Source organism: Pseudoalteromonas rubra (genome assembly GCF_005887115.1).
GTDB lineage: Bacteria > Pseudomonadota > Gammaproteobacteria > Enterobacterales > Alteromonadaceae > Pseudoalteromonas > Pseudoalteromonas rubra_F.
Window position 1 is genome coordinate 188,943 of the sequence record NZ_PNCJ01000012.1, and the last position, 26,166, is coordinate 215,108.

Below are 26,166 nucleotides of genomic sequence, written 5' to 3' on the forward strand. Positions count from 1 at the left end.
GGCGGGGAAACCCGCCCAGCTTGTTCAGGAGAACAAAAATGACTCAAGCTACCCCGACCTTTAGTGTTGCCGATTACTTTAAAGCGCGACTGGAAGAAATTGGTGTTGAACAAATGTTTGGTGTTGCAGGTAACTATACCGCAGCGCTACTGGATACCATACTGGCTGATCAGCACTCCCCCATAAAAATTAGTGGCAATGCCAATGAGATTTGTGCGGGTTTTGCCGCAGATGCCTATGCCCGACTCAAAGGGCCAAGTGCCTTGTACGTAACATACAGCGTTGGTGCATTCAGCCTGCTCAACACCATTGCCGGCTCCTTCGTAGAACAAGTCCCGGTGATCTTAATAAATGGCGCCCCTACCAACAAAGAAGATCAGATCTCAAAAAATGCAGGGCTGCTTTACTCACACACCACAGGGTACGAGTTTGTCGACATTCACATGTTTCGCCCCATCACAGTTGCCGCAGAGCGTATTGTGAATGCGAACCAGGCTCCCTACCAGATTGATTCAGCACTGGCAGCGCTATTAACGGAACGCCGCCCTGTTTACTTTGAAGTGAATGAAGATGTGTGGCGGGCAGAATGCATTCAACCGGCCCAGCCTCTCAAGCTTAGCAATCCCGCCAGCGTCACGGTCAGTGAAGCGCAGCAGGCAGCCAAGGCAACTATCGAGCTGATGCTCAGTCAGCCAAAAAGCATCTTCTGGGCAGGCGTAGAGCTGCAGCGTTTTGGATTGCAGGATACCTTTTTAGAATTGCTCGAAGTTATAAACCGCAGTCATACCGTGCCGGAAGGGCATATTCACTTTGTCACCTCTGCGCTGAGCAAATCAGTTATTGCAGAAACCCACCCATGGTTTGAAGGCTGTGTTACCTTGACGCCTGCGGAAGTTGAGACGCTCGTTGGGGACGATGGTGTTTTGGTTGGCGTTGGTGCCTGGACGACTGGTAAAGACACTGGCAATCAGGACATTCGCAGCAGCCGAACCGTTCTTGCCGCACAGGGCGGCGTATACGTTGGCGCCACCTATTATGCGTCAGCGACATTGGCAGACTACCTGCGATGCCTTATCTGCGAGTTTACTGCTCTGGCACAGCAACAAAGCGCTAACTTGAAAGGCTTACGTATGGACAAGCCTGCACTAAAGAGCCAACCTGCTGAGTCACAACTGGGCTATGACAGTTTTTTTGCCACGCTCAGCCAGTGGCTGGATGAAGATGATATTCTGGCTGTAGATGCCGGGTTCCCACTGATTGGCGCACAAAGCGTTAAAATACCGACGCAGGATGGTTTTGTCGCCCAGGCGGCGTGGTTGTCAATAGGCTATTCAGTCCCTGCTGGTACTGGCATTAAGTGCGCTTTTCCGGATAAACGGGCTATCGTGGTCGTGGGTGATGGCGCCTTTCATGAAACCTGTCAGGCAGTTGCGGACCAGCATGCTTATGGGCAAAACACGGTGGTTTTTGTGCTGGCAAACGGCATCTATGGCATAGAACAATACCTGGTCAATCCAAACCCATTCAGAACGCCTCCTGTTGACTATCAGGACAAGTTACTCGACAAGGTCTATAGCTACAATGACCTGCCAGCCTGGAAAATCGCTAATATTACCCAGGCATTTGGCGGAGAGGGGCGCTTGGTTACCTCAGTCAGCGAGTTAATGGCGGTCATGGAAGAGATAAGAACCAACCCAGCTAGTAACTATGTGGTAGAAGTGACCATTCCCAAAGAAGATACACCCCACTCCATTACCATAGAAGCAAACACGGCCGTTGGTGAAGACGAAGTCGCCAATCCTCACTGGCCACCAGCCAATAAATTCTAATCTCTGTCTGCTAGGCCAGCCTTCGCAAGCGAGGCTGACCTCACACAGGATGAATTTAATGGCCACCAGCAATCACCTGGAAGATACCCTAGGTATCTTCCTCCCTTGTTAACTAACACTACACCAAAGGCAGGCAGCTTCCAAACCAGCTTATTTGATGCAATTAGCTGAGCAAATTTTCCCACAACACTCATAATTTGAACAATACTAATATTAGGCAAAATCAGGCAGGGACATGATATGGATATCCATCTACTGGATCTTCCACTACTGACCGTAAACGAGCAATGGCAGGTACTGGATTGCAATCAGGCAGCAAGCGCACTGCTTAGCCTGACTGTGAAAGGCGACAGACATCACGATTTTTTTGATTTTTGTCAGCTCACTGACACATACGAACAAAGCTGTACGTTTTTGAATCAGACACCTGGCAGCTCAGCGCAAGCGCTGCTGGCTTGCGGTACACAACTCAATATGCTTATCAGCGGCAATCTGACCTCAGAAACCTGCTTGATACTTAACCCGGTTAAACACCCACGCCAGTCATATCTGAATGAACTGGCTGAGTTAGCACTTCAATGCGGTGACATTGGGGTCTGGCAAGTCAGCGCTGACTTTGAACAGCCCTACTTTTCGCGCACATTCTGTGAACTCCTGCACTGCCGAACTTTGTCCAGTTGGCAAGATTTCATCAACCTGATTTACGAAGACGATAAACCACTGGCGCTAAGCTTCATTGAGGAACACATACAGTCAAATGTACGGCTGAAGTTTGAATTCAGAGTGATGCTCGATTCGGTGCCTCACTGGTTTGAGCTCAGTGGTGATCAGCGTCGTAACAGTGATACCCAGTTGAGTCTATTTGGTATTTTGCGTGAATGTACGCAAGAAAAACAAATGCTGATCCACCTTAATAACGCGCATGAAAGTCGCCGCATTGCATTGGAAGCCGGCAAGGTCGGCACATGGCGAGTCAGCAAACAAAATACTCGCTGGCACTGGGATTGGGACCCTCAAACCAGTGCCATATTTGATCTTGCCGCTCAGGATACGGGAAGCTATGAAAAGTGGCTTGAGCGCATTCACCCCCAGGACAGGGAAAGAGTTTCAAATGGTCTGAAAGAAGCGCTTGAAACAGGTGAGGACTTCGAACATGTCTTTCGAGCCGTGCTGCCCAATAAAGATGAATTGCATATTTTTGCCAAAGGGGTTGTTACAGATGACGGCTATGGAAATCACTGTCGACTTGACGGTGTATGTGTTGATCAGTCGGAGGTTTATCGCGCGTATTCGAAGTTATCTCAGCTGAATGCAGAATTAGAAACACGAGTTAAGAACCGCACATCGGATCTGAAATGCGCCGTTACTAAAGCAGAACAAGCCAGCCGTGCTAAATCCGATTTCCTGGCCATGATCAGCCATGAACTAAGAACACCAATGAATGCCATTATAGGTTCGCTCGAATTACTCTCGTTACAAAAGCACAATCCGGAAGAGATGGAGTTGCTCGAAACGGCTTCTGTCTCGGCTAAAAACCTGGTTGACATACTCAATGATATTCTGGATATCAATAAAATTGAGGCAGGTAAGTTAGAGTTGGAATTTAGGGAATTCGATATTTCAAAAACGCTGCATAATGTACTGCTGACCTTTGCATCTAACGCGGAGAAACGGCGCGTTAATCTGAAAGTCATTGAGTCGGAACAGCTTCCGACTATGCTTTATTGTGACGAGAACCGTATTCGTCAGGTACTGTTCAACCTGTTAAGTAACGCTATAAAATTCAGTGGCCCGCCAGCCAAGGCCAGTGGTAACGTAGTGATCGAAGTAGACTGGCAAGTACAAAGTCACAGTCAGGGAGAGCTCAGTATACTGGTGAAAGACAATGGAATCGGTATTGATGAAAAAACACAGAAAAAGCTCTTTCACCCATTTACTCAGGCAGACAAGTCTACCACCCGGGTATACGGCGGAACCGGTCTGGGGCTCGCCATTTCCAGGAAAATTGTTGACCTGATGGGGGGGCGTATTGGGCTTAAAAGTAAACTGGATCGCGGCAGTATATTCCGCGTGTGTATTCCGTTACATAGATTCTCACATCACACTGCGCCATCATTGTTTCAACATATTTATGTGATCCCAGCCCACAGTACACAATTACACCCACATTTGCTGTCGGTACTAAACACGCTCACCGATGAATTGCATCAGATAGATCTAAATCAGCTAACCTCCCCCATCGGCTCAGGTACTTTGGTGTGCTGCTGTGTAGAGTCTGAGCAGGAGCTGACAGCGTTAAAAGCGTATAGAGAGATACTCACTGAGCATAAAGTGCTTGTATGTCATCAAACAGGTGTAACAGAGAAACTAAGGGCGATACTTCCGGATGCGGCACCGCTGAATGTTAGCCTGGCAACGCGCTATGGTATTACCCGACAAGCCATGCATTTACTGACTCACACTATTGGGAAGCAAGCTAACTGTGCCGATACAGAACAAACCCCTCCTGGTGAAACCCAGTCAAAGGAACAGGAGACACAAGCCAGTATGTCAGGGCTACGCCCCGGTATATTATTGGTTGAAGATAACACCTTTAATCAAAATCTGATGGTGAAACAGCTCGCGAAACTCGGATACACCTGTACGCTGGCAGAAAACGGTGAACAAGGGTTTGAAAGCTGGCAGCGGGATGAATACAAACTCATACTCACCGATTGTCATATGCCCGTTGTGGATGGCTACGAAATGGCCAAACGTATCCGCCAGACTGAAAAGCAGTTGGCACGCAAAGCCATTCCGATAGTGGCGGTCACAGGCGCCGCGGTCAAAAATGAGCTGGAAAACTGCCATCTTTATGGCATAAATGATTGTATTGGCAAGCCTGTTCAGCTTGAACGTTTCAAATCAGTGATAGAGAAATGGTATGGCAAGTGATCACTCACAATTGGCAAGACTAAATGCGCAAACACTTGTTGATTTAATTGGCGAAGACATGGACACCATTGCCCGATTTCAGCGTGACTTTGTGACTCAGGCAGAATCCAGCTGCAAGCTTTTTCTGAGCGCTTACAGCAATGCAGCTTATACTGAGCTTAAAGAGCATGCACACTTTTTAAAAACATCAGCCCGAGCAATTGGCGCTGAACGCTGCAGCGAATATCTGGCTGAGTTAGAAGACGCCGCCTTGTCCGGCGACCGTCGAGATTGCCGTTCTGTACTTATCAACATAGCTCAGGAGATAAAAGCACTTAACGCACTTATCAATCACGGCGAATAATCGGCCTTTCACCCGCTGTGTGTAATCAGATCAGACACATTCCGTGCCTAGCAGCTTATTTACGGCATCCAAGATACTGCGCTTAGTGGAAGGCTTAACAATATAGCCCCCAAGCCCCAGTGTGGCCCATTTTCGAATAAGATCTTTGTTCCGATTACTGGTTAAGGCGACAATGGGTATACCACGACAATGCTCAATGGCACGCACATTTTTCGTGGTATTGTAGCCATCCAGTCCCGGCATAAAGAGGTCCATAAATATCATATCGTAGCGATGTTTACGCAGCTCCTTAATGGCAGCCAGCCCATTTTCCATACCGTCAACGGAGAACCCCTGCTCCCGTAATATCCCTGAAATCATCTCACGATAAATTTCATTATCCTCAACTATCATAATCCGTTTGTCTCTGGCCCTGACAGGCTCGGGGACATCATTGCTATCAAAGGCGTGTGTCGACTCATCATTGTGAGCGTGGTCAGAATGTGAGGCTTCGTGAGCGTGAAGGTCTGCATGCTGAGCTGACGCCTCATGCTCGATTACATCGTGCTCGGGTTCATCATAATGTACCTCTTCCTTATGTTCACCAGCGTGCTCAAGTACGGAGGTAAAAGCAGACGTATGTGAATTACTGAACAAATCGGCAAGTTCATTCAAAGTAAAGTGGCTGTCATTGAGTTGTTTGGTGATCTGTTGAATATCTTTCACCAGTTGTTGCTGCAACTTATCCAGCAAAGGTAAGACATGCTTTTCTTTAAGCTGTTGTAATAACTGTGCGTTAACTTCATCTTCTTCCTGAACTTCACTGAGTGACTCTCTGACTTGCTGGAAAGACTGCTCTGTGTTAACTCGGTAGCTGGCAGCCTGATCAATCAGCTGTTTTAGTCCGTTATCGATACGCCCAAAATGCTCTTCTTTTAACTCCGTGATTTGCTGGGTGTCCTCTGCCTGCTGCAAGATATTATGCAAAATCATCCTGAGTCGGTAATTTTCATACATGGGCTTAAAAACGAAATAATCGTTAAAAATGCCTTTGATGCAGCAACGAAAAGCAACTCCCGATTCTTTGTTTTCACATAACAAGATGCTCTTGTGGGGGTAGCCCAGTAGCCCACGCTGCGCAAGTGAGTTATAAGTTTCTATGCTCGCCTTAACATGCAACATAGCAAAAATAAGCACGGGCGGTTTTCCCTCGCGGATAACCTTATGTGCATCTCGGGCTCCTTCATGTGTTCTAAATGCAGTAACCTGAGAACTGATCACTTTACATACGCCCACCATTTCATGTGCATCATCACAGATCATCAATACCTTCGGATGTCGCTCTCCGTAATCCACTTCACCTTTATGCATACCTTTCTCCTGCGCTTTAGGTGATATCAGCTCACTGACTTCCCCTTAAGAATAGCCCAAGCGCAGGTTTTTGTAGCAACATCCCTGTCACTTTTAAGTCTTTATACCCCTGTTGAGTTGCTAACAGGAGAGGACATTGGCTCTTCACCGGTATGCACCAGCTTTTTATTCATCTCGCGGCGCAGCAACAGATAACTGATCATCGCCTGACAATAAACCGTGGCAACAGAAAACACCCAGATCTGCTCGATTTCAAAGTCACTTTGTCCCGCTAACCAGATAACAGGAACTGCAAACAAGACCAACCGGCTGGCCGTGCTATACAAGGCAGGCCAAGTGTTTCCCAATGCCTGGAACATGCCAGAGGCGGCAAATGTAAAACCTGCCGGTACAAAGTTCAGGCAAACATATCCCAAAAATGTTGCCGCGACTAAAATGACGTGCGGCTCATCACTGAAAGGCGTGAAAAACCAGCTTGAATTTATCAAACATACCAAGGTCAAAATAGCCATCAGCGTACAAGTGAGTAAATTAGTATATCGGTGGGTTTCCTGCACCCTGTCGTATTTACCCGCAGCATAGTTTTGAGCCGCAATCGCAGGAGCGGCAAACGCGACTGCCATTACGGGTAAAAAAAGCACTTGCATGATCCTGACACCTAACCCAAACCCCGCCTGAGCACTCGCGGCAAACTGGCTAAGCGCCCAGTAAATTACCGACATGTACATAAATGTAAGTAAAAACTCACCACCTGATGGTAAGCCCAAATTAATCACTTTCAGCATAACTTGACGTTCAGGCACCAGCGTCTTTGCGGGCATGGTAAGATAATCCACTTTACGAACAAAGTACCCAACCGTCATTACCATGGCGAAGATCGCAGACAAAGAGCTGGCAAGACCGGCACCTGACACACCGAGCGCAACTCCGCTTCCCCATCCGGAGATCAAAACAGGCGACAGAATAATATTCAGAACCACAGCCACAACAGAAATCAGCATGACAGGCTTAACCACGCCGGCTCCGCGCAGTGCTGCAGCCATAACAGTCAGCCCAAACTGCAACACCAATGCAGGCAAGAACCAGTAAAAGTAGTCCACTGCGGCTTGGCGAGTCATTGCATCGGGCGTCATAAACTCAAAGAAAACATGACCAAACGCGTAACCTAGTACAATCAACAGAACTGAGCAAATCGCAGCAATCAGCATACTTTGATGAAATAATGTGTTGGCCTGTACACGATCTTTTCTGCCAACGGCATGGGCCACCAAAGTACCACAACCAATGTTCAGGACCTGAGTCAGTGCCATGATAAAAAAGAACACACTGCCCGCGTTACTGACCCCGGCCAGAGCATGTGCTCCAAGTGCCCCAACAAAATAAAGATCAACCAAAAAATACAAGGTTTGGATAAACATCCCAACCGCCATTGGAACGGCCATAGCAATAAGGTGAGTGAGGATTTTTCCCTGAGTAAGGTCCTTCATTAATTACTGTCCTGAATAAATAATGTCTCTATTGTACCTTTTATCCTTAACACGTCATGGTATTTTCCCCACATCAAGCATCTTAGACCAGAGTCAGATTTTCTCTCACTGACTGGATACGTGCTCATACCAATTGGTATACTGCCTATAATGCTAAATAGATATGGCAGACTCATCAACCTGCTACTTCGGGTAAATGGATATGGTTAACAACAAAAAAGATGCTCAAACTGTGCCGGATACCACTGCGGCGGTCACGGGTATGATCCAGGCGATACACAGTCTCAGCCTGTCACGTATACTAAGCTGTTTTGAGCAAGCGACACCCGCAGAGCGTTCAGCTCAGCTCAGACATTGCTTTGAGGCAGCCAGTAATCATGCAGCAAATTACGAGCATTATCAAAATATCGCAGCTCACTGCATAACGCATCATGGCCTGCCTCCGGGTGTTATTGCGGGGATCAACACGAGTGAACGGCTGGACTTTTTTATGCCCGCACTTCAGGCTGCCAATGCGTTTAATGTCACTAACCATCAGGGCAATACATTTTTACACTGCCTGTTTGCCAACCCACAAAACCAGCCGCCTCCCTTTAACTACATACGCTCCTTGTTATTGTTTGAACGTAATGAGTCTCTGGCCGACGCGCTCGTTGTGCGCAATCATCAGGGGCTAAGCGCGCTGGAAGTATACCTGGGCTTTAATCCGCATTATTGCGAACTGCCACAACATGAGCTTGCCGCCTGGCTTGCCTTATGCGAAGCACACAGAAAACTGTCCGGCGTAAACAGTGATAATCTCGAGAAGGTAATGTCACAACTACACGCAGGCCCCCTGCGCCAAGAACGCCTCACGCTGGTCGCCAGCTATTATCAGGTGTCTGTCAGTTCACTCTCATAGCGGCATCTGCGTGCAGCGGTGTACACAGCCAAAGCGCCCTTTCGTTGTGTCTGTAGGTCATAACAGAGCCGCCACTGGATTTGTCCCGCAGGCACGCATACTCAACGGCCTCAAATGCAGAGCGACCGAAATCCATCGCTGCGATCGCCCAGTTTGCGCCACTACCAATGGCCCAGTTTAGCGACAGAGGCTCTAAAAAGCGTCGACCATGGCGAATTTCACCAAAGAAGACATGGCCTCCATCATCCACAAAAAAAAATGAGCAAGTAATATCGCCAAATTGATTCTCACGCCATTGAGTTATGAGATGGTGAATTTCGGCACAGTTGCCAGACGCAAAGAGATAACCGTCTTCAACACGTTGGCATTTGCGCGTTGCCCAGGACACAATAGTCTGGTTGGTCGAGGTCAGGCTATCTGTACAGATAGTTTTAGAATTGTGGTGGTAGGCAATAGTAGTCAAAAGCACTCCTTGGTGATGATCCCTTCTGTTGCAAGTTAACCCAGATTTTGCGGAATTATCGGCCAAATTTGACCTGAAATTCACAATAAACGGCTTATCTTACTGTTTGAACACCAGTATACGGAGTAAAAATTAATATAAAGTTAACAACGCTGTCAACAAACCTCCCTTGAGGTAAGACCAATAAATAATCTGAAAATCGACATCAAGGGAAGTACGTTGTGTTGGTCATCAAAATATCAATGTGTGACCGTCACTCAGACAAAATCGCTAACTTGACATACGACAACCATGTTTCGCCAGCTTTACACCACCATGACAACAACACCGGCTCCAATGGCTAATGCTGCCAATGGCACTAACCACTTCCAGGGTAAGCGCTGTGGTTGTTCTGCTTGCCCTGAGTGCTCTTTCACCGGCGCAGAAACAGACTGCTCTGCAGTCTCGTGATGGTGTGACAACTCCTCGATTGGCTCTGCTGACTGTACTGGCAGCTGCCATTGATAGCCCTTTTTGGAAAAGGTCTTAATCGCATCATCACCAAATAGTGCACGTAAGTGACCAATATTCTGAAACACGACCTGCTCTGTCACAGTTCTGCCAGGCCAGACATGCTCCAGAATCTCAGCCTTGCTGTAGATCTTTTGGGGATCAGATAAGAACAAACCTAACAGGGTTGCTGGCTTTTCTTTTATACTGATTTTTCTACCTTGTTTAGACAAAGCCAGGTTTTGGCAGTCAAACTCGAAATCTTGGAATGTTAACTTCATCGTCCTTCAGCTTTATAGTTATAATAAGTGTTTAATGATAAGAGCGCGTCCAGTGCTGACGCCCGATTATGCACTCTCTACCAATCAGTTCGACAAGCTTAACATGTTCCCAACCTCGGATCAGTAGCCCAATGTAACGATTTATAACAATCGCTTTTTCATTCTGTTTGACACGGCTGACCAGCCGCTTTCACCAAACTGGAATACCGCAAGACTTATCATAATTATGGATGCGCCAGTCAGTAAAGTCAGGGTGATCCGTTCATTGTTGATCCAGGCCCCCAGCAGCAAGGCAAATCCAGGAGTGATCAAGGTCGTTAATGCAACCGTGCTCGCTTTTAGTTTTTGTAACACATGGAAATAAGCGATAAACCCGATCAAAGAGCCGAACACACCTAAGTACACCGTAGCCAGCACAGAGCTTTGCTGCCAGCTCTGTGTGTCGAGTTGCCCATCACTCACCCACCACACCAGACCAAACATAGGTGTCACCAGTAAAAGCGATCCAAAGGTGGTGGCTAAGGGGTGAACAACCAAACGAACACGCTTAACCATCACGCCACAGAGACTAAAGCAGGTGACCGCGCCCAGCACATAAATCAATCCGCGGGGTGCTAGATCCAACTCTGTGAGTTGTGACATAACAACCAAATACAAACCCACAAAGGATAAAGCCAAAGCCAGCCACTTGAGTACACTAAAGCGAGCCTCGTGCAACAAATGCTGAGCAAACAGGCCCGACAGTACCGGAGCAAGACCAAATACCAATGATATCACCCCGGAAGGTACGGTCTGAGCGGCCAGGTAACTGAGCAACATACCACCAAAAATCCCTAAACCTGAGTAACAATACAAGATCCAGGCCCGGCGGGACACAGGAACCCGATAACGGCCAATCAGTATGATAAAAAAGCACAGCACTAGCGCAATAGCCATACGTAAAAACACACTTAATGTTGGTGACATACCCGCGCTGCTGATGACGATCCCCAGCGGGGTCGTTGACCAAATCATAATAACCAAAATGTAAGATGCCTGGACTGGCATAATAAGCTCCCGAAAGCGGGGCAGTATGAGAGGCTAAAGTAAAGAAACATCACTAACCGCTGATACTGCCGCGGTTAGTAAGTGACGTTTACAAACCGCTGACAATACGCCACACACTGACCGAATTGAGCAGCCAGGTATTGTGCATTGTAAGAACGGTTGAACAGGTCATGAATTTCTTCTTGTTGTTTATTGAATGTCCGTTTTATCACGTCAGGCTTCAATGTCAATGGCATATACCCGGAGTTGACGAGCTCAATGCGCTCAGTACAGAGCCGAATACCGACAAAACCGCTCTCTTTCTGCAGTGAAAATGAAGAGGTTTTTACCCAACTTAAGCTCTCAGAGCATGATAAAAAAATAAAAAGTTAATCAAAATTTAACAATAAGAATCCATAAACTATTCCCTACCCGTCATAAAAAGGTCATAAACACCAGCACAAAAGCCCTTTAAAAACATATTATTGAATCAATTATCATAAAAAAGTGTAGAGAATGTGAAACACAAAAATAAAACCCAAATAAAACATTTAAAAAACACAGGTTAACAGGATTGACAGGTACATTAACAAGTCTCCATAATAGCAATTAATGCAAAAGCAGTATTTCAACCAACTCAAAGTGCAATATTATGGATTTTCAACTTTCCGACTATCAGACCGAGCTATACGATTCCGCACTTCGCTTTGCTTCTGAAGTGTTAAATAAGGATGCACACCAGCGTCAACGAGATCATCATTTTTCCCAGGAGCTTTGGCGTCAGGCGGCTCAGTTTGGCTTTACCGGATTGGCTGTAGAAGAAGCTTATGGCGGAGCTAACCTTGGGGCACTTAACACCATGTTAATGGTAGAAGCCCTGGGCAAAGGCAGTCAGGATCTTGGCCTGTCATTCTCTTTATGTGCCCATCTGTTCGCCTGCGTGATGCCGGTTACACGGTTTGCGAGTGAGGAGCTCAAACGTGATTTTCTGGAGCCTTTAGTCGCTGGCAAATTAATTGCTGCCAACGCAGCAACCGAGCCGGGTGCAGGTTCAGATATCTACAGCATGAAGACAACAGCCACCAAAGAAGCGGGGGGTTATCGTCTTAATGGCCAGAAAACCTATATCACTAACGCCCCTGTCGCTGATGTATTCGTCGCCTACGCGCGAACCAACCCGAGTCACGGGTTTATGGGCGTGTCTGCTTTCATCGTTGCAAAGGACACCCCCGGATTATCAACCGGTTCCAATCAATCAAAGGATTGCCTGGCCAGTTGCCCAATGGGCGACGTATTTTTTGACAATGTCTTTGTTCCTGAATCGCAGCGAATTGGGTTTGAAGGGGCCGGTGGAGCCATTTTCCATGATTCAATGATTTGGGAAAAAGGATGCCTGTTTGCCTTGTTCGTTGGTGCGCTGGACAGATTACTTGAGACGACGTTGTCCTACGCGCAGGAGCGCAAGCAATTTGGCAAAAAGATTGGACACTTCCAGTCAGTATCAAACCGCATTATCGACATTAAATTGCGCCTGGAACAGTGCCGTCTGATGCTATATCGCGCGGGCTGGAAATACGATCAGGGTCAGGATGCCGAAATCGACATTGCTATGAGCAAACTGCTGATTTCGGAGTATGCAGTACAGTCCTCTTTGGATGCCATTGCCACTTTTGGCGGTGCAGCAATCGATGCCGATATGGGGATTGTGCAGGTTCTGCTGGATACGCTGCCCAGCCGTATTTTCTCAGGCACCAATGATATTCAACGCGAAATCATTGCCCGAAAACTTGGCTTAAGAGGAGCCTGAACATGCTAGTTCAACGGATCTTTGCTGTACTTTATATGTTGGCCGGACTGGCCAAAGCGTTTCCACAGTTAGAAAATGTGCCTGAAATTCTGCGCCAGGCTGCCGCTGCAAATCAGGGTACCTGGTATGGCGGACTGAGTGAGCTATTAGCCAATCACGGAGATATTGCGAATATCCTGGTCGCAGTCGTATTGTTCGGCTCGGGCCTGGTGCTGTGGCTAAATCCGCGCTGGACCCGTTTTGTTATTTACGGCCAGCTGGCAATGATGGCCGTGTTTATCACCATTTTGCACCGCTCTCAGCCGCAGGTTATTCCGCTGGATGCCATTTTTATTATCGCGGCGCTCTATATGTTGCGCCAGCAATTCCGCCGCACCGGTGCAAAACGCGTTTTTGCCAGTCAGGATTTTGCCAAGCCAAAGGCACTGGCGAAAACGCCTGACAAACCTAAGCTGGCTGAGGAGTATGACGTGATCATTATCGGTGGTGGTGTATCGGGACTGACGGCAGCCAGCGAATTTGATACGGAACGCGTGCTGGTACTGGAAAAAAGCCCAACGTTTGGCGGTAATGCACGCTGTAACAGTCACCGCTCATTGCCCCACCCCATTGCCGGCGTGTGTTTTCAACAACCCGTAGTAGGCTCGGATATGGATCAGTTACTGACCAAACTGGGGTTGCAAGATAAATTTAAAACCAACGCACAAGACACATTGGTTTTCTTCGATACGATTCTACTGCTCAAGTGCCTGAATGAGATCACTTTGGGCTTTATAAAATTTCCCAGCTATTTGCTCAAACCTGCGGTATGGGGATTAACGGGCCAATTGTTGCTCAACGCGTTAATTGGTAAACCCTATGTTGTCGCAGCAAAACAACTGGGCGACCCGATATTTGCCGATCTGTACCACTTTTTGGATGGTTTTGCCCCAGGTACCAAGCGCTTTCCTCAGGTGCCCTGGCACGAGCAAAGTGGCTGGAGCAAAGAAGAAATGACACAGCTGGACAACATCTCTCTCTATAGTTACCTGTTTGAACCAGAAAAAACCGCATCCTTCCCCAACGATTTGCAACCACCTCGTAATCTGGGCAAACTGGTTGAAAACGCAGTCACTACCACGCTCAGAGTAGAATGCCTCGATATTCATGAGGTCTCTGCCTATGTCGGCCTGCACTTTTTGGTCGGCTATCTCAGAGGCAATTTAGTGACACTGCCGGGAGGCAACGGACATATCAGTGAGGCCTTAGTCGCACACCTAAATCGGCAAACTAATGTCACACTGCAAAGCGACGTTAATCTGGTCAACCTGAACAACACCGAAGCTGGCATTCAGTTAACAGCAAAAGTACAGCATCACAATATTTCGGTGAAGGGTAAAAAACTCATCTGGGCAGCCCCTAAACACCAGCTTTCACAGTGGCTGCCCTCACTGCCTGAAGCCCAGCTCAAAGCCATTAAAGAAATCCGTCATGAGGATTACTACCTGGCCAATGCACTGTTATCACGCCCGGTGCTCAGCCATTCTTTTGGTGGCTATATGATTGAGCCAGACCGCCCTGAGCAACCCTACGCCTGGTGTAAAGCCGGAACCTGCTTAGTTGCTAACTGGATGGACAGCACCAACCAAAGCGAAGGCGGTGTACTTACCCTGTTAAAACCAACGACACGGCCGGAGCGACAGGGGCGCACAGCGGAGCATGATTTTACAGGCTTGCAGCAGCAAACCTATCAGGAAATTTCTTTGATGCTGAATAATTTAGGGATAGACCCGCGCATTGTCGAAGACATTCAGATCTGGTACTGGCCCGGGGCACTGATCACCTCGGTCATAGGTCAGCAGGCCAACGGGGTATTCCAGCAAGCTTCACAACCATATTTGAGCGTCTATTTTGCCAACCAGGACAGCGTTGGGATAGGCAATCTGGAAAGCGCCATTTTTGCAGGTAAACAGGCTTCTGCACAGGTGAAAGAAGCATTACTACACACGGATAAAACTGCCATACCGCGCAGCAAGGAGACGGTATCATGAGCCAATCACTCGTCGTCGCCCTCAGTGGCAACGAACAACTGGAACTCGGTCATCTGGGCGGCAAAGGCCACTCACTGAATCATCTGATCCGTGCGGGCTTGCCCGTACCACCCGCCTTTTGCATTACCGCAGAGGCCTATCAGACCTTTGTTAACACGGCGCTGCCAGACGATCTACTTAGCGCATCAGAGCTGGATAAAGTACGTGAAACCATTCTCAGTGCTGATATCCCCGAACAATTGCGGTCGGCCATTGCATCTGCCTATCAGGGCTTGGGTGATAATGCGCAAATCGCGGTGCGATCTTCTGCACTGGATGAAGACGGTCAAAGCCAGAGTTTTGCCGGTCAATATGAAACGTACCTGCATGTTCAGGGCAGTGACAGCGTCATGGAAAAAGTACGCGCATGCTGGGCCTCATTGTGGGCCGAACGTGCCGCAGGGTATCGTAACAGTAGTGCTGCTGATACAGCTATTGCCGTTGTATTGCAAACCATGGTCGATGCCGATGCAGCCGGAGTGATGTTCACTCAGGATCCACTCAGCGGCGATACCAACAAAGTCGTTATTGACAGTTGCTGGGGTTTGGGCGAGGGCGTCGTATCAGGTCAGGTCAGTACCGACAGCTTTATTCTCGACAAAGAAAACGGTGCACTGTTGCAACAGGAAATCCGGGTCAAGCCTCAGTACTGCCAACGCAATGCACAGGGTCAGGTTACTTTACTAAATACCCCGCCAGAGCAACAGCAAGCCGCCAGCCTGAACCAAGAGCAATTGGCGCAATTACTGACACTGGCAAAGCAGGCTCAGGCCCTGTATCAGACTGAGTTGGATATCGAATGGGCACTAAAAGACAACAAAATCTGGCTGCTACAGGCTCGTCCGGTCACCACTCAGGCGAGTAAAGCCGAGCCCATTTACGCCAACCCCTGGGAGCAGGATCAGAGCATTAAAGACGGTGCCTTCTTTTCGCGCATGGATACCGGAGAAATAGTCACCGGACTGATGACGCCACTTGGCCTGTCATTTTGTGAATTCTATCAAAAGCACATTCATGGCCCCGCTATCAAGACGATGGGCTTGGCAGACATCAGTGACTGGCAAGTTTACATGGGCTATATCCAGGGTCAGGTGTATTTGAATATCTCCGGATCCGCACACATGTTGCGTCAGTGTCCACCCACCCGGGACGAGATGAAGTTCACCACCCGTTATGCGACCTCAGACATAGATTTCAGCAACTACCGCAATCCCTATGGTCGTGGTGTTGAGGGCTGGGACTACGCCAAAAGTGCCTGGCACTGGCTAAAACAACAAGTACACAATATGCGTAATGCAGGCAAAATTGTTGAGGACATGATTGCCCTGCGAGAAAACGAGACTAAGCGTTTTCTGGCACTGGACTTGTCCAGCATGTCACTCAATGAGTTAGATGCTGAGCTGACTCGCATCGACCAGTACTTCCTTGATTCTTGTGCTGCCTATATGCCGTTTTTTCTGCAGTCATTTGCTTTGTACGATGCCCTGGCGGAAACCTGTGAAGAACACTTTAAAGATCAAGGTGAAGGGCTGCAAAATCGCATCAAAGCCTCGATGAACAACCTGCGTACGATTGAAGTCACACGTGGGATCCTGGATCTGGTTGAACATGTTCAGAAGAACAAAGAGCTAAAAGCCGTATTTGAGCGCTTTGAAGCCGAAGAACTGGTTAATATACTGCCAGCTCACCCACTTGGGCAGCCGTTCTGGCAGGGTCCGTTTGAAGCCTTTTTACTTGAGTTTGGCGCCCGTGGCCGTCAGGAATTCGAACTGAGTATCCCGCGCTGGCGTGATGACCCAAGTTACCTGCTGCAGGTGATGAAAATGTACCTTAAGCACCCGGTTGATCTGGAGAAAAAGCTCAAAGAAACCGAGAGCCTGCGCGAAGCCGACAGCGAGCAGCTGTTTAAAGCCTTGCCAGCCGGGGCACGGTTTAAACTCAAAACCATCATTAAACTGTATGGTGTGATGGCAGAGCGCCGCGAAGCAACACGTCCGACGTTTATCACCGAAACCTGGTTCTATCGCTGCATCATTCTGGAGGTGCTGTCACGTCTGGAGCGAGACAACCTGGCTAAAGTTGAAGACTTGCCCTACATCGACTTCAATCGACTGCGTGACTATGTCGCCGGACGCATGGGCGCCGCCGAAGCATTCAGCGAGACGTTGCTCAATGCCAATCGTCACAGTCATTTGTTTAACCTCCATGCCGAAGAGCCCCCAATGGCCATCATTGGGCCTTATACGCCTAAGATGAAAACCACCACGCAGGATCACAGCGATTCAATGAGTGGACTGGCCGCCAGCCCCGGCAAGATAGTTGCAAAAGCCCGTGTCATCACTGACCTGCAAACCCAGGCTGGTGAACTGGAGCCGGGTGAAATTTTGGTCGCGCGCTTTACCGATGCCAGCTGGACCCCCTTGTTTGCGCTTGCCAGTGGCGTTGTCACAGACATCGGCTCAACCCTGTCGCATAGCTGCATCGTGGCCCGCGAGTTCGGCATTCCAGCGGTGGTGAATTTACACAGTGCCACTGCGGCCATCAAAAGTGGCGACACGCTGATACTTGATGGTGACCAGGGCACAGTGATCATCCAAAGAGAATAGCGATTTCCATTGCGGGTCACTGACCCGCAGCACACCTAACATTCAACTTAAAAGTACAACGGCAAGTGGCGTGCTGCCGCCGTTGCGGGTCGCTGCGTGCAATTTTCCCAGCGAACCGAGTTTTTAACAGGCAGCAGAAGGAATAAATTATGACAAGCATTACAGGATTAAGCACTCAGTCGAGCGCATCCGGCTTCGAGCATATATGGCAAGCCGAGACGCAGCGCAGTGGTGCAAAACAAGACACTATCACGGTTGGGGTAATCGTAGTCACCCGTGACGAGCAGTTTTTCCACACCGGATTGAGCGTCCTGAGCGACATCCGAGATTATGTGTTTAACCGGGTTCATATTCAGTCGGAGCTGGCGTTGAAAAACCCTTCGCTAGTCCCCTGCTCGCTATACGACGAGGTAAGAAGCAAAGCGATCCAGTTCTTGAAGGGACAGAAAAAAGCGATCAATATTCAGGTCATTCAGTGTGCCAGTCTGGCTGAAGCAACCGGTAAGATCATTCACAGCAATGCCCTGAACGATCAGCCGGATTTTCAGGTTGGCATGCTGTTTTATGATCAAACCTCAATGGGATTTCAGGACGACAGCATAGATCAGGTTGACCGCGATCTGGACGCCTTTTACCGTGCAATGCAGAAAATAGGTATTCCCGCTTTCTACACCAGCTTCTCGACCGTGACCTTTATTCGCGCGCTGCGCACGCCCTACAGCTACCTGCCGCAACAATATCGTGAAATCGTGCGCAGCACCGATCCGGCCACCTTCCAGACTGAGCTGTTGCGACTGTGGATGGACTTTTTCGAAATGAATTATGCCAACCGCCGGGTCAAACCTGTTGGCTCTTTAGAGCTACACAATACTTTGGGCGACCAGCTAATCAACTTCTTTGCCCGAACTGCACCCGAGCACTGGCTGGTGTCTTACTATACCGGCTCTGTGGTTTCCAACCTCATCGGTCATCTCGATCGTCATGCCGAAAAGCAAGGCGCATTGGTGCTAAGGGGCCCGAATGAGCATGCCATTGCCTGTGGCGCGATTGCCAACTGGCAGCTCTACCGCATGCCGTTTTTAGCGGTGGTCACCTCCGGCATGATGGATGAATTTAAAGGTACCCTGGCCAACCTGAAAGAAACGGCAGCGCAGGGGATCATCGTTGTTGCCGAAAACCGCCTGAGTCAGTGGTACAGCTTCCAGGGCACCATCACGGCCAGCGAAGACATGCGTGAGGTACTGGCCGCTAAGCGCATTCCCTATGTATACATGGATGAAATTGAACAGATAGGTGAAAACCTGGCAGAAGTTTACCGACTGTATCATCAGGGTCAGGGGCCGGTTGTGGTATTGGCCACTCAGAATGTTCTGGAGTCTTCTTTAGAATTGGATCTGCCTGCACTCGAAGCCCTGCCTGCGAATCCAAGCGATGAGCCCGTTGAGATCATGACCGACGAGCTCCGTCAGGCCATCGAGCTTATCAATAACGGACCAGAAAAGCTGGTCTGGCAGCTTGGTCCGGTCAGTGAGGACGAATATGCCCTGATCCATGACATAGCCCAACAAGCTGGCATTGCGCTGGTAGACAGCCTCGCCCACCCGGGTACGGCACCTAAATATTACCAGGGTAAACGCAACGACAACTACCTGGGTACACTGGCTATCTATGGTTATACGCCGCGAGTTTACAACTACTTCCATACCAAAGATAAGCTCAACAGCACCGACGAGCAATGTCTGTTTATGATCAAAAGCCGGGTTGCTCAGATAGCGACGCCGTTTTCCGATGGTCGCCTGGAGCGCAAGGTCCACCTGGTGCAACTGACCCAGGAAGAAACCCATCTCTCGCCATTTGCCGATCTGCATTTACATATGCGCTGTCGAGATTTCCTGCAGACCGTGAAAAAGCACCTCAATGTCAGCGAGTCGTTGCGTGCCACGCGAATGGCGCGGATCATGGCTTACCCGGATACCCAGTCTGACGTACTCAGCAAGCTACCCAGCCTGCCAATGTCACCGAACTACTTTTTCTGTCAGCTTAATCGCGTGATAGAAGACTTAATCGAGCACGAAAACTTTGACTATACCGGTGTCTACGATGTGGGTCGCTGTGGTATTTCCGCCGTGCGTAACGTGGCCAAAACACGCCGCGGCTTTTCGGGCTGGTATGGTCGTGCCCTGATGGGCGACGCCCTGCTGGCCAGTGGCTATCTCGCCTATACCAGTCCTACCAATGTTATCGCCTTTATTGGCGACGGAGCCAAAGGCATTGTGCCCGATATTTTACCGGCATTTATCGACAATATCCTGACTCACCCTCAGCTGCTCGATAAGAGCATCAGCGTGTTCTATTTTTGCAATGGCGGTCTGTCGGTGATCAACACCTACCAGGAACGGATCTTATTCAACCGCACCTCACGTCAGATGCGTCTGGTCAACATAGAGCAGCCTCAATTTGAGCAACAAATCGGTGATTTCGACATTTCCGCCCAAACCCTGACTCAGTTTGACGAAACGGCAGTTCGCACAGCACTGACAGCGAACAAACGTTTGACGCTGTTCTCGGTGGTACTGGGCCACAACAATGAAGGGGATGGTATTTCACTGGCCACCGCCAAAGGCTGGCAGCGCGACAGCGCAGAGCCGGTTACCCCCGACACCGATTCAGATACGCCACCAGCACAGGAAATTAACTCATGAAGTTTGGATTTATCGCCCACCCGACCTCAGTCGGCCTGAAACGCTACGTTAAAATGCTCGATCTGCTGCAACGCAACACTCAGGATCAGCATACCGGCTACAACCGCGAACTGTGGGGCAAAGCCAACCTGGTTCCGTTTATGAACTTTGCCAAGATCACCTCAGCCAGCGGCGCGACCTGTGAAGGCATGATCAAATATATGCCACTGATAGCCGAGGAAATGATTGCCGATCCCAGAGGCATTGCCGAACGTGTTGTCGCCGGTGTGGAAGAATTCGTAGCTGACGGCGCAGAGCTGGTTGGTCTGGGTGGCTTTACCTCTATTGTCGGTCGCCGCGGCGAAGCCACCGCCGCCAAATCCCCGATCCCGATTACCTCGGGTAACTCGCTGACCACTTATGCCGGCTACAAAGCCCTGATGCAAATCAAAGAGTGGCTGGACATCAACCCGGAAAAGGAAACCGTGGCCATCGTAGGGTACCCGGGTTCCATTTGCCTGGCACTGAGCCGCTTGTTGCTGGCGGAAGGGTTTAATCTGAAACTGCTGCACCGCGCCGGTCATAAAGACAAAGCAGACATGCTCAGCCACCTGCCGGAGCAATACCACAATCGGGTGAGCCTGACTGGCAACCCGGACGACTTGTATGGCGAATGCAAGCTGTTTGCCGGGGCCACCTCCGCCGGTGACGTGATTGATGTAGCGAAACTCCAGCCCGGTTCCATCTTCATTGATGTAGCGCTGCCGCGTGATGTCAATGTCGATGCCCGCCCGGCCCGCGATGACATTTTAATCATCGATGGCGGCTGTGTGACCGCGACAGACGCGGTGAAACTGGGTGGTGAATCACTGAATGTCACCATCAAACAACAGCTCAATGGCTGTATGGCTGAAACGATCGTGCTGGCATTGGAGCAACGCCGTGAGAACTACTCACTGGGTCGTTACCTGGAGCCGGTCAAAGTACTCGAAATCGGCGAGCTGGCCGAAAAACATGGCTTTTATGCCTATCCGCTGGCCTCCTTCGGTGAGCGAATCGACCGTCAGCATGTCACCAACCTGAAGCGCTATTATCATCAGGACATTTATGCCATCGACAAAGGCGACACCAGTCAGAGACTGACCTTTATTGATAACATTCTGGCCCAGGATCCTGCCAAAGAAGACACCCTGGACCGTCACCATCAGTTTATTAACCCTATGATGGTGGAATTTTTAAAACAACAGCGCTGCGACAATGTATTCCGTAAAGCCGAAGGCACTATGCTGTATGACAATGAAGGTACCGGCTATCTCGATATGGTGGCAGGCTATGGCTGTCTGAACCTGGGTCATAACCCAACCACCGTCAGCGAAGCTGTGAAGACCTTTCTGGATGAGCAAGGCCCTAACTTTATTCAGTATATTTCTGTGCCCGAGCACACCGCCAAGCTGGCAGAGGTCTTGTGTCATCTGGCCCCGGGCGATATGGGCCGGGTGTTTTTCAGTAACTCAGGCACCGAAGCCGTTGAGGCAGCGATTAAGCTGGCCAAGGCTGCAACCGGTAAGCCGGGCATTGCCTATCTGAAAAACAGCTACCACGGAAAAACCCTGGGTGCGCTGTCTATTACCGGGCGGGAAAAACACCGTAAATACTTCCAGCCGCTGATCCAGGCCATGGTTGAAGTGCCTTTTGCCGACTTAGATGCACTGCGTGACGCCCTGCAACGTGATGATGTAGGTGCACTGATGATAGAACCTATTCAGGGTGAAGGCGGCGTCCATGTGCCACCAGCCGGCTACCTGAGTGCCGTTCAGCAGATCTGTCGGGATACCGGTACTTTGCTGATGGTCGATGAGATCCAGACCGGTCTGGCACGTACCGGTAAACTGTTTGCCTGTGAGTGGGATGGCATCGAACCCGATGTGCTGATGCTCTCTAAGTCTCTGTCCGGCGGACTCATGCCCATCGGGGCAACTTTGTGTCGCAGCGATGTCTGGCAACGTGCTTATGGCACCTCAGATCGCTTCTTAGTACATACCTCCACCTTTGGTGGCGGCAACCTCGCCTCAGTTGCCGCACTGACTGCACTGCGTGAAATCGTTGCGCAGGATCTGGCCTCTCGCTCTGATGAGCTGGGGAGCTATTTTAAAGCTGAGCTACAGGCCATTGCCGATAAATACCCCTTTGTGGCCGAAATTCGCGGTAAAGGCCTGATGCTGGGGATCCAGTTCGAACAAACCTTTGACGGAGCGGTGGCCGCCTCTGCAAGAGAGTTCGCCACGCGTCTGCCCGGCGACTGGCACAGCACCTGGAAGTTCCTGCCCGATCCGGTCCGGGAGCACCTGCAAGCAGCCATGGAACGCATGGAGCAGACACTGGGTGAAATGTTCTGCCTTAAGTTTGTCACTAAGTTCTGTCTGGACCACCAAATCCTGACCTTTGTCACCGCCAACAGTTCGACGGTGATCCGGATCCAGCCGCCTCTGGTGATCACAAAAGCTGAGATTGATCGCTTTGTCAGCGCTTTCTCTTGTGTCTGTGAAGAACTGTCGACTTTTTTAGACTAATGAAATCTGGGTCGCACTGCCACACACAGTTGCGACCCAAACCGTAACAAATGACTGATTGATAAGGATTACTTATGACTCTCAACAAACAAGACGTGGTCAACCATATGATGGGCTTTTTCCAGGCCAAAGCCGTGACCGCTGCATTATCACTGAAACTGTTTGACCATTTTCGCGACACGGATCTAAGCGCCCAGCAACTGGCCGACAAAATCGACGCACCACTGCGCTCTGCTGAGCAAATGCTCATCGCGCTGCATGCCATGGGTTATCTCACCAAACAAGATAACCAGTACCAGCTACCCACAGAGCATCACGCGTTTTTATTAAGTGATGAGCCTATGTGGCTGGGCTGGCTGGGCCGCCATATCGATACTTTCTTATATCCCTTGTGGGGAGAGCTGAGCAGCGCGGTAAAAAGCGATACGAACCAGCGTGAAGCGGTATTTGGTGACAACCGCAGCTGGTTCGACATTCTGTATCAAAACCCAGACGACGTTGCAGATTTTCAGGAGTTCCTGGGCAAATTTGCCGCTCCCTTCATCGAAGGCTTCGTCAAAGATTACGATTTCTCACAGCACCACGCCTTTTTGGATATCGGCAGCGGCATTGGCACCTTACCGATTGCCGTGGCCAATGCCCATCCGGGTGTGTCACTGGCCATCTGTGAATTGCCTCAGGCGTCTGCATTTTTGCGCGACAAGCTGGGTGAGCAAGGCTATGGCGATCGTATCGAAGTCGTGGAAGGCGATGTCATCGCAGGTAATCTGCCCATTGGTGACTATGACCTTATTCACCTGGGCTGGATGCTGCACGACTATGCACCAGAAACCCAGGTCACCATCTTAAAAAATATCTATAACGCCATGCCAGCTGGTGGCCGCTTTATTGCCTCGGAAACGCCGCTGAATGATGACAAATCGGGCCCTGAGTTCACCGCCCTGTTATCACTGAATATGTTGGTATCCACAGACGGTGGTATTGAAAGTAGCAGCGAAGAATATCTGGCACGCTTCCACGAAGCCGGATTCAACAACGCCCGTATCCTTGAGATCCCTGGGCCACGGACCCTGATCGTCGGCGAAAAAGCGTGATCAGGCAATAACAGAAGGAGTAGCAGGATGTTAGCCACTAAATTACTAAACCATATCGCCGAGCAGTTTCTGGACGGCGAAAAAGACGGCCTTGAGCCGCAAACCCCCTTGTTTGAATTAAATATCGTTGACTCGGCGGCCATTTTTGACCTGGTCGATTATCTCAAACAAGAAACCCAGTTAAACATAGGTATGCAGGAGATACACCCAGGCAACTTTGCATCAGTCGATGCCATGGTCAGCCTGGTTGAACGCCTTCAGACAGAGCAAGCATAAGGAGGCTTGAAATGAGTGCAACGAATCCAAAAGTAAATCCGGACATTATGGAAACCCTGCAACAGCAAGTCCTGAAAACATTTGCTGAACTGACTGAGTATCCTGCCAATACTCTGGACCTGACCAGTCACCTGGAAAACGACTTTGGCATTGACTCTATTGCGCTGGCCGAAGTAACCGCAGCACTGACTAAGCAGCTACAGCTAAAAAGCCCGCTGTCTATTCAGAACATTCACTGTATTGCCGATGCGGTTGAGCAAATCGCCGCACAGGAGTTTCACCTCAGTGAGGCCAAGGCGACAGTGCAAACCGATGGCGCACAAGATGCACACAGTTGGCTGCGCGAGCAGGTGATCTCTGTATTTGCCAGCTTCAGTGGCTACAACACCAATGAACTGAGCATGGATGCCGAGATTGAGAGCGATCTGGGTATAGATTCAGTCACTGTGGTCTCAGCACAGGGTGAGCTGCTGAAAACACTGGGACTGAGAGACAATTTAAAAATTCCTGGCTGTAAAACACTGGCTGAGCTTGAACAGGCGTTTGCCAGTTTACTGGTGGAAGAAAAAGGCGCGCAATGGGCCGCTGAGTTGGTGAGCAAAAACCCGTTGATTAATGAGCTGCTCAATCCGGCGGCGAAAAATGACGAAGTACAGCACCAGATAGACAGTGACGATGGTGATAACCGGACAATGCGTGACTTTGTGGGGATCCAGCACCCGGATCTGTTCCACAAAGCCAGTGAGTTCAAATCATTCTACGACAAGAAAAAAGCGCAGCAACTTTACTGGTACGGTATGCCACTGGAAACCCCCTGTAAAAACCGTGCGGTCATGTTTGATGAAGTCACTGGCACCAGTCGTGAGTTTCTGATGTTTGGTTCCAACAGCTATCTTGGCCTGTCGAATCACCCTGAGGTGATCCAGGCGATACAGGATGCCGCAGGGCAATATGGCGCCACCAACACAGGTTGCCGGATTATTGCGGGCAGTAACGTTCTGCATCTGGAGTTGGAACGTAAACTGGCCAAACTGAAAGGCCGCGAAGCCTGTATTGTTTACCCGTCCGGTTACTCTGCAAATCTGGGCTGTATTTCCGCCCTGACGTCTAAACATGACCTGATCTTTACTGATGCCATTAACCATATGAGTATCACAGATGGCTGTAAGCTGGCGGGTGCACAACGTAAGATCTATAACCACTCACTGAACAGCCTGGAAAAATCTCTGGCCAAATACGCCGACCACCCGGGTGGCAAACTGATTGTGACCGACGGCGTGTTCAGTATGCACGGCGACATCGTAGACCTGCCGCGCCTGATGAAACTGGCGAAGCGCTACGGCGCCCGTGTACTGGTTGATGATGCCCATTCAACCGGCGTACTGGGTAAAACAGGTTCAGGGACTACTGAGCACTTCAATATGAAAGGCGAAGTCGACCTGGAGCTGGGTACCATGAGTAAAGCCCTGTCTGGTCTGGGCGGGTTTGTCTGTGGTGATGGTGACGTGGTGGAATTCCTGCGTTTCTACTCCAACTCATATGTATTCGCCGCCACAATTCCAGCCCACGTTGCAGCGGGTGTTATTGCGTCGATTGATGTGATGCTGCGCGAGCCTGAGCGCCTGACCAAGCTGTGGGATAATATTTATTATTTCCGCAACTTGTTATTGCAGGCAGGCTTTGATCTGGAAAACTCCGACTCGGCCATAGTCCCTGTCGTGGTTGGCGATGATGCAAAAACGCTGGCACTGGGACGCGCCGTACGTGCCCGCGGCCTGTATTGTCAGACCGTAGTCTTCCCCGGTGTCGCGGTTGGCGACGCACGTTTGCGCCTGAGCATCACCAGTGAGCACACTCAGGCAGACCTGGATGAAGCCTATCGAATTCTGGTTGAAGGGGCACTGGAAGTCGGTGTGCCACTCAATCAGGATGTTAAAGCGGGACTGGCGGAGGCCTGAGT

Annotated in this window: 18 protein-coding genes; 12 read left to right on the top strand and 6 right to left on the bottom strand. The window is 49.7% G+C overall.

Annotation, left to right across the window (positions count from 1 at the left end; genetic code table 11):
* Nucleotides 1-38 precede the first annotated feature (38 nt).
* From CWB98_RS08590 to CWB98_RS08600, 3 genes are all read left to right on the top strand, one after another.
* Nucleotides 39-1,829, top strand: coding sequence for an alpha-keto acid decarboxylase family protein (locus tag CWB98_RS08590; RefSeq protein ID WP_138544488.1), 1,791 nt, complete (start codon nucleotides 39-41; stop codon nucleotides 1,827-1,829).
* A gap of 240 nt (nucleotides 1,830-2,069) precedes the next feature.
* Nucleotides 2,070-4,763, top strand: a complete 2,694-nt coding sequence (locus CWB98_RS08595; protein WP_138544489.1) for a hybrid sensor histidine kinase/response regulator — start codon at nucleotides 2,070-2,072, stop codon at nucleotides 4,761-4,763.
* On the top strand, nucleotides 4,753-5,106 hold the full coding sequence (locus CWB98_RS08600) for an Hpt domain-containing protein (protein ID WP_138544490.1): 354 nt from the start codon (nucleotides 4,753-4,755) through the stop codon (nucleotides 5,104-5,106). The genes CWB98_RS08595 and CWB98_RS08600 overlap by 11 nt, the downstream gene beginning before the upstream one ends.
* Nucleotides 5,107-5,136: 30 nt before the next feature.
* Here CWB98_RS08600 and CWB98_RS08605 read toward each other — a convergent pair whose 3' ends face one another.
* The gene (locus CWB98_RS08605; protein ID WP_249364642.1) at nucleotides 5,137-6,456 is read right to left on the bottom strand and encodes a response regulator; all 1,320 of its coding nucleotides are present in this window, start codon (nucleotides 6,454-6,456) and stop codon (nucleotides 5,137-5,139) included.
* A 101-nt stretch (nucleotides 6,457-6,557) separates the two neighbouring features.
* Nucleotides 6,558-7,943 (bottom strand): MATE family efflux transporter, encoded by a 1,386-nt coding sequence (locus CWB98_RS08610; protein WP_138544491.1) that lies wholly within the window; start codon nucleotides 7,941-7,943, stop codon nucleotides 6,558-6,560.
* A gap of 202 nt (nucleotides 7,944-8,145) precedes the next feature.
* Between CWB98_RS08610 and CWB98_RS08615 the strand changes: the two genes are divergently transcribed.
* Nucleotides 8,146-8,844, top strand: coding sequence for a hypothetical protein (locus tag CWB98_RS08615; protein ID WP_138544492.1), 699 nt, complete (start codon nucleotides 8,146-8,148; stop codon nucleotides 8,842-8,844).
* On the opposite strand, the gene CWB98_RS08620 is transcribed toward CWB98_RS08615, so the two are convergent.
* From CWB98_RS08620 to CWB98_RS23925, 4 genes are all read right to left on the bottom strand, one after another.
* A complete protein-coding gene (locus tag CWB98_RS08620) occupies nucleotides 8,828-9,307 on the bottom strand; it encodes a proteasome subunit alpha (protein ID WP_138544493.1) in 480 nt (159 codons plus the stop codon). The genes CWB98_RS08615 and CWB98_RS08620 overlap by 17 nt on opposite strands.
* A gap of 305 nt (nucleotides 9,308-9,612) precedes the next feature.
* A complete protein-coding gene (locus CWB98_RS08625) occupies nucleotides 9,613-10,077 on the bottom strand; it encodes a winged helix-turn-helix domain-containing protein (protein WP_138544494.1) in 465 nt (154 codons plus the stop codon).
* Between the two features lie 141 nt (nucleotides 10,078-10,218).
* Nucleotides 10,219-11,124: a DMT family transporter gene (locus tag CWB98_RS08630; protein ID WP_138544495.1), complete on the bottom strand. Its 906-nt coding sequence runs from the start codon at nucleotides 11,122-11,124 to the stop codon at nucleotides 10,219-10,221.
* Between the two features lie 74 nt (nucleotides 11,125-11,198).
* Nucleotides 11,199-11,354 (bottom strand): hypothetical protein, encoded by a 156-nt coding sequence (locus CWB98_RS23925; RefSeq protein ID WP_171045614.1) that lies wholly within the window; start codon nucleotides 11,352-11,354, stop codon nucleotides 11,199-11,201.
* Between the two features lie 401 nt (nucleotides 11,355-11,755).
* Between CWB98_RS23925 and CWB98_RS08635 the strand changes: the two genes are divergently transcribed.
* The 8 genes from CWB98_RS08635 to CWB98_RS08670 all read left to right on the top strand — a co-directional run bounded on the left by CWB98_RS08635 (nucleotide 11,756) and on the right by CWB98_RS08670 (nucleotide 26,164).
* Nucleotides 11,756-12,910, top strand: a complete 1,155-nt coding sequence (locus tag CWB98_RS08635; RefSeq protein WP_138544496.1) for an acyl-CoA dehydrogenase family protein — start codon at nucleotides 11,756-11,758, stop codon at nucleotides 12,908-12,910.
* Nucleotides 12,911-12,912: 2 nt separating this feature from the next.
* Nucleotides 12,913-14,940 carry a DUF6041 domain-containing protein gene (locus tag CWB98_RS08640; RefSeq protein WP_138544497.1) on the top strand — a complete coding sequence of 676 codons (2,028 nt, stop codon included), beginning with the start codon at nucleotides 12,913-12,915 and terminating at the stop codon, nucleotides 14,938-14,940.
* Nucleotides 14,937-17,585, top strand: a complete 2,649-nt coding sequence (locus tag CWB98_RS08645; protein ID WP_138544498.1) for a PEP/pyruvate-binding domain-containing protein — start codon at nucleotides 14,937-14,939, stop codon at nucleotides 17,583-17,585. The genes CWB98_RS08640 and CWB98_RS08645 overlap by 4 nt, the downstream gene beginning before the upstream one ends.
* Before the next feature lie 149 nt (nucleotides 17,586-17,734).
* Entirely contained in the window at nucleotides 17,735-20,287 is a 2,553-nt protein-coding gene (locus tag CWB98_RS08650; protein ID WP_138544499.1) for a biosynthesis protein PigD, read from the top strand.
* Entirely contained in the window at nucleotides 20,284-22,836 is a 2,553-nt protein-coding gene (locus CWB98_RS08655) for an aminotransferase class III-fold pyridoxal phosphate-dependent enzyme (protein WP_138544500.1), read from the top strand. Before CWB98_RS08650 ends, CWB98_RS08655 begins: the two co-directional genes overlap by 4 nt.
* Nucleotides 22,837-22,910: 74 nt before the next feature.
* Nucleotides 22,911-23,930, top strand: a complete 1,020-nt coding sequence (locus CWB98_RS08660) for a methyltransferase (protein ID WP_138544501.1) — start codon at nucleotides 22,911-22,913, stop codon at nucleotides 23,928-23,930.
* Nucleotides 23,931-23,957: 27 nt separating this feature from the next.
* Complete coding sequence (locus CWB98_RS08665; RefSeq protein ID WP_138544502.1) at nucleotides 23,958-24,206, top strand: acyl carrier protein; 249 nt, start codon at nucleotides 23,958-23,960, stop codon at nucleotides 24,204-24,206.
* Between the two features lie 11 nt (nucleotides 24,207-24,217).
* Nucleotides 24,218-26,164: an aminotransferase class I/II-fold pyridoxal phosphate-dependent enzyme gene (locus CWB98_RS08670; protein WP_138544503.1), complete on the top strand. Its 1,947-nt coding sequence runs from the start codon at nucleotides 24,218-24,220 to the stop codon at nucleotides 26,162-26,164.
* Nucleotides 26,165-26,166: the final 2 nt, after the last annotated feature.

Coding starts and splice junctions, on each gene's coding strand:
- CWB98_RS08590 (WP_138544488.1), top strand. CDS start 39: ATGACTCAAGCTACCCCGACCTTTAGTGTTGCCGATTACTTTAAAGCG.
- CWB98_RS08595 (WP_138544489.1), top strand. CDS start 2,070: ATGGATATCCATCTACTGGATCTTCCACTACTGACCGTAAACGAGCAA.
- CWB98_RS08600 (WP_138544490.1), top strand. CDS start 4,753: ATGGCAAGTGATCACTCACAATTGGCAAGACTAAATGCGCAAACACTT.
- CWB98_RS08605 (WP_249364642.1), bottom strand. CDS start 6,456: ATGCATAAAGGTGAAGTGGATTACGGAGAGCGACATCCGAAGGTATTG.
- CWB98_RS08610 (WP_138544491.1), bottom strand. CDS start 7,943: ATGAAGGACCTTACTCAGGGAAAAATCCTCACTCACCTTATTGCTATG.
- CWB98_RS08615 (WP_138544492.1), top strand. CDS start 8,146: ATGGTTAACAACAAAAAAGATGCTCAAACTGTGCCGGATACCACTGCG.
- CWB98_RS08625 (WP_138544494.1), bottom strand. CDS start 10,077: ATGAAGTTAACATTCCAAGATTTCGAGTTTGACTGCCAAAACCTGGCT.
- CWB98_RS08630 (WP_138544495.1), bottom strand. CDS start 11,124: ATGCCAGTCCAGGCATCTTACATTTTGGTTATTATGATTTGGTCAACG.
- CWB98_RS08635 (WP_138544496.1), top strand. CDS start 11,756: ATGGATTTTCAACTTTCCGACTATCAGACCGAGCTATACGATTCCGCA.
- CWB98_RS08640 (WP_138544497.1), top strand. CDS start 12,913: ATGCTAGTTCAACGGATCTTTGCTGTACTTTATATGTTGGCCGGACTG.
- CWB98_RS08645 (WP_138544498.1), top strand. CDS start 14,937: ATGAGCCAATCACTCGTCGTCGCCCTCAGTGGCAACGAACAACTGGAA.
- CWB98_RS08650 (WP_138544499.1), top strand. CDS start 17,735: ATGACAAGCATTACAGGATTAAGCACTCAGTCGAGCGCATCCGGCTTC.
- CWB98_RS08655 (WP_138544500.1), top strand. CDS start 20,284: ATGAAGTTTGGATTTATCGCCCACCCGACCTCAGTCGGCCTGAAACGC.
- CWB98_RS08660 (WP_138544501.1), top strand. CDS start 22,911: ATGACTCTCAACAAACAAGACGTGGTCAACCATATGATGGGCTTTTTC.
- CWB98_RS08665 (WP_138544502.1), top strand. CDS start 23,958: ATGTTAGCCACTAAATTACTAAACCATATCGCCGAGCAGTTTCTGGAC.
- CWB98_RS08670 (WP_138544503.1), top strand. CDS start 24,218: ATGAGTGCAACGAATCCAAAAGTAAATCCGGACATTATGGAAACCCTG.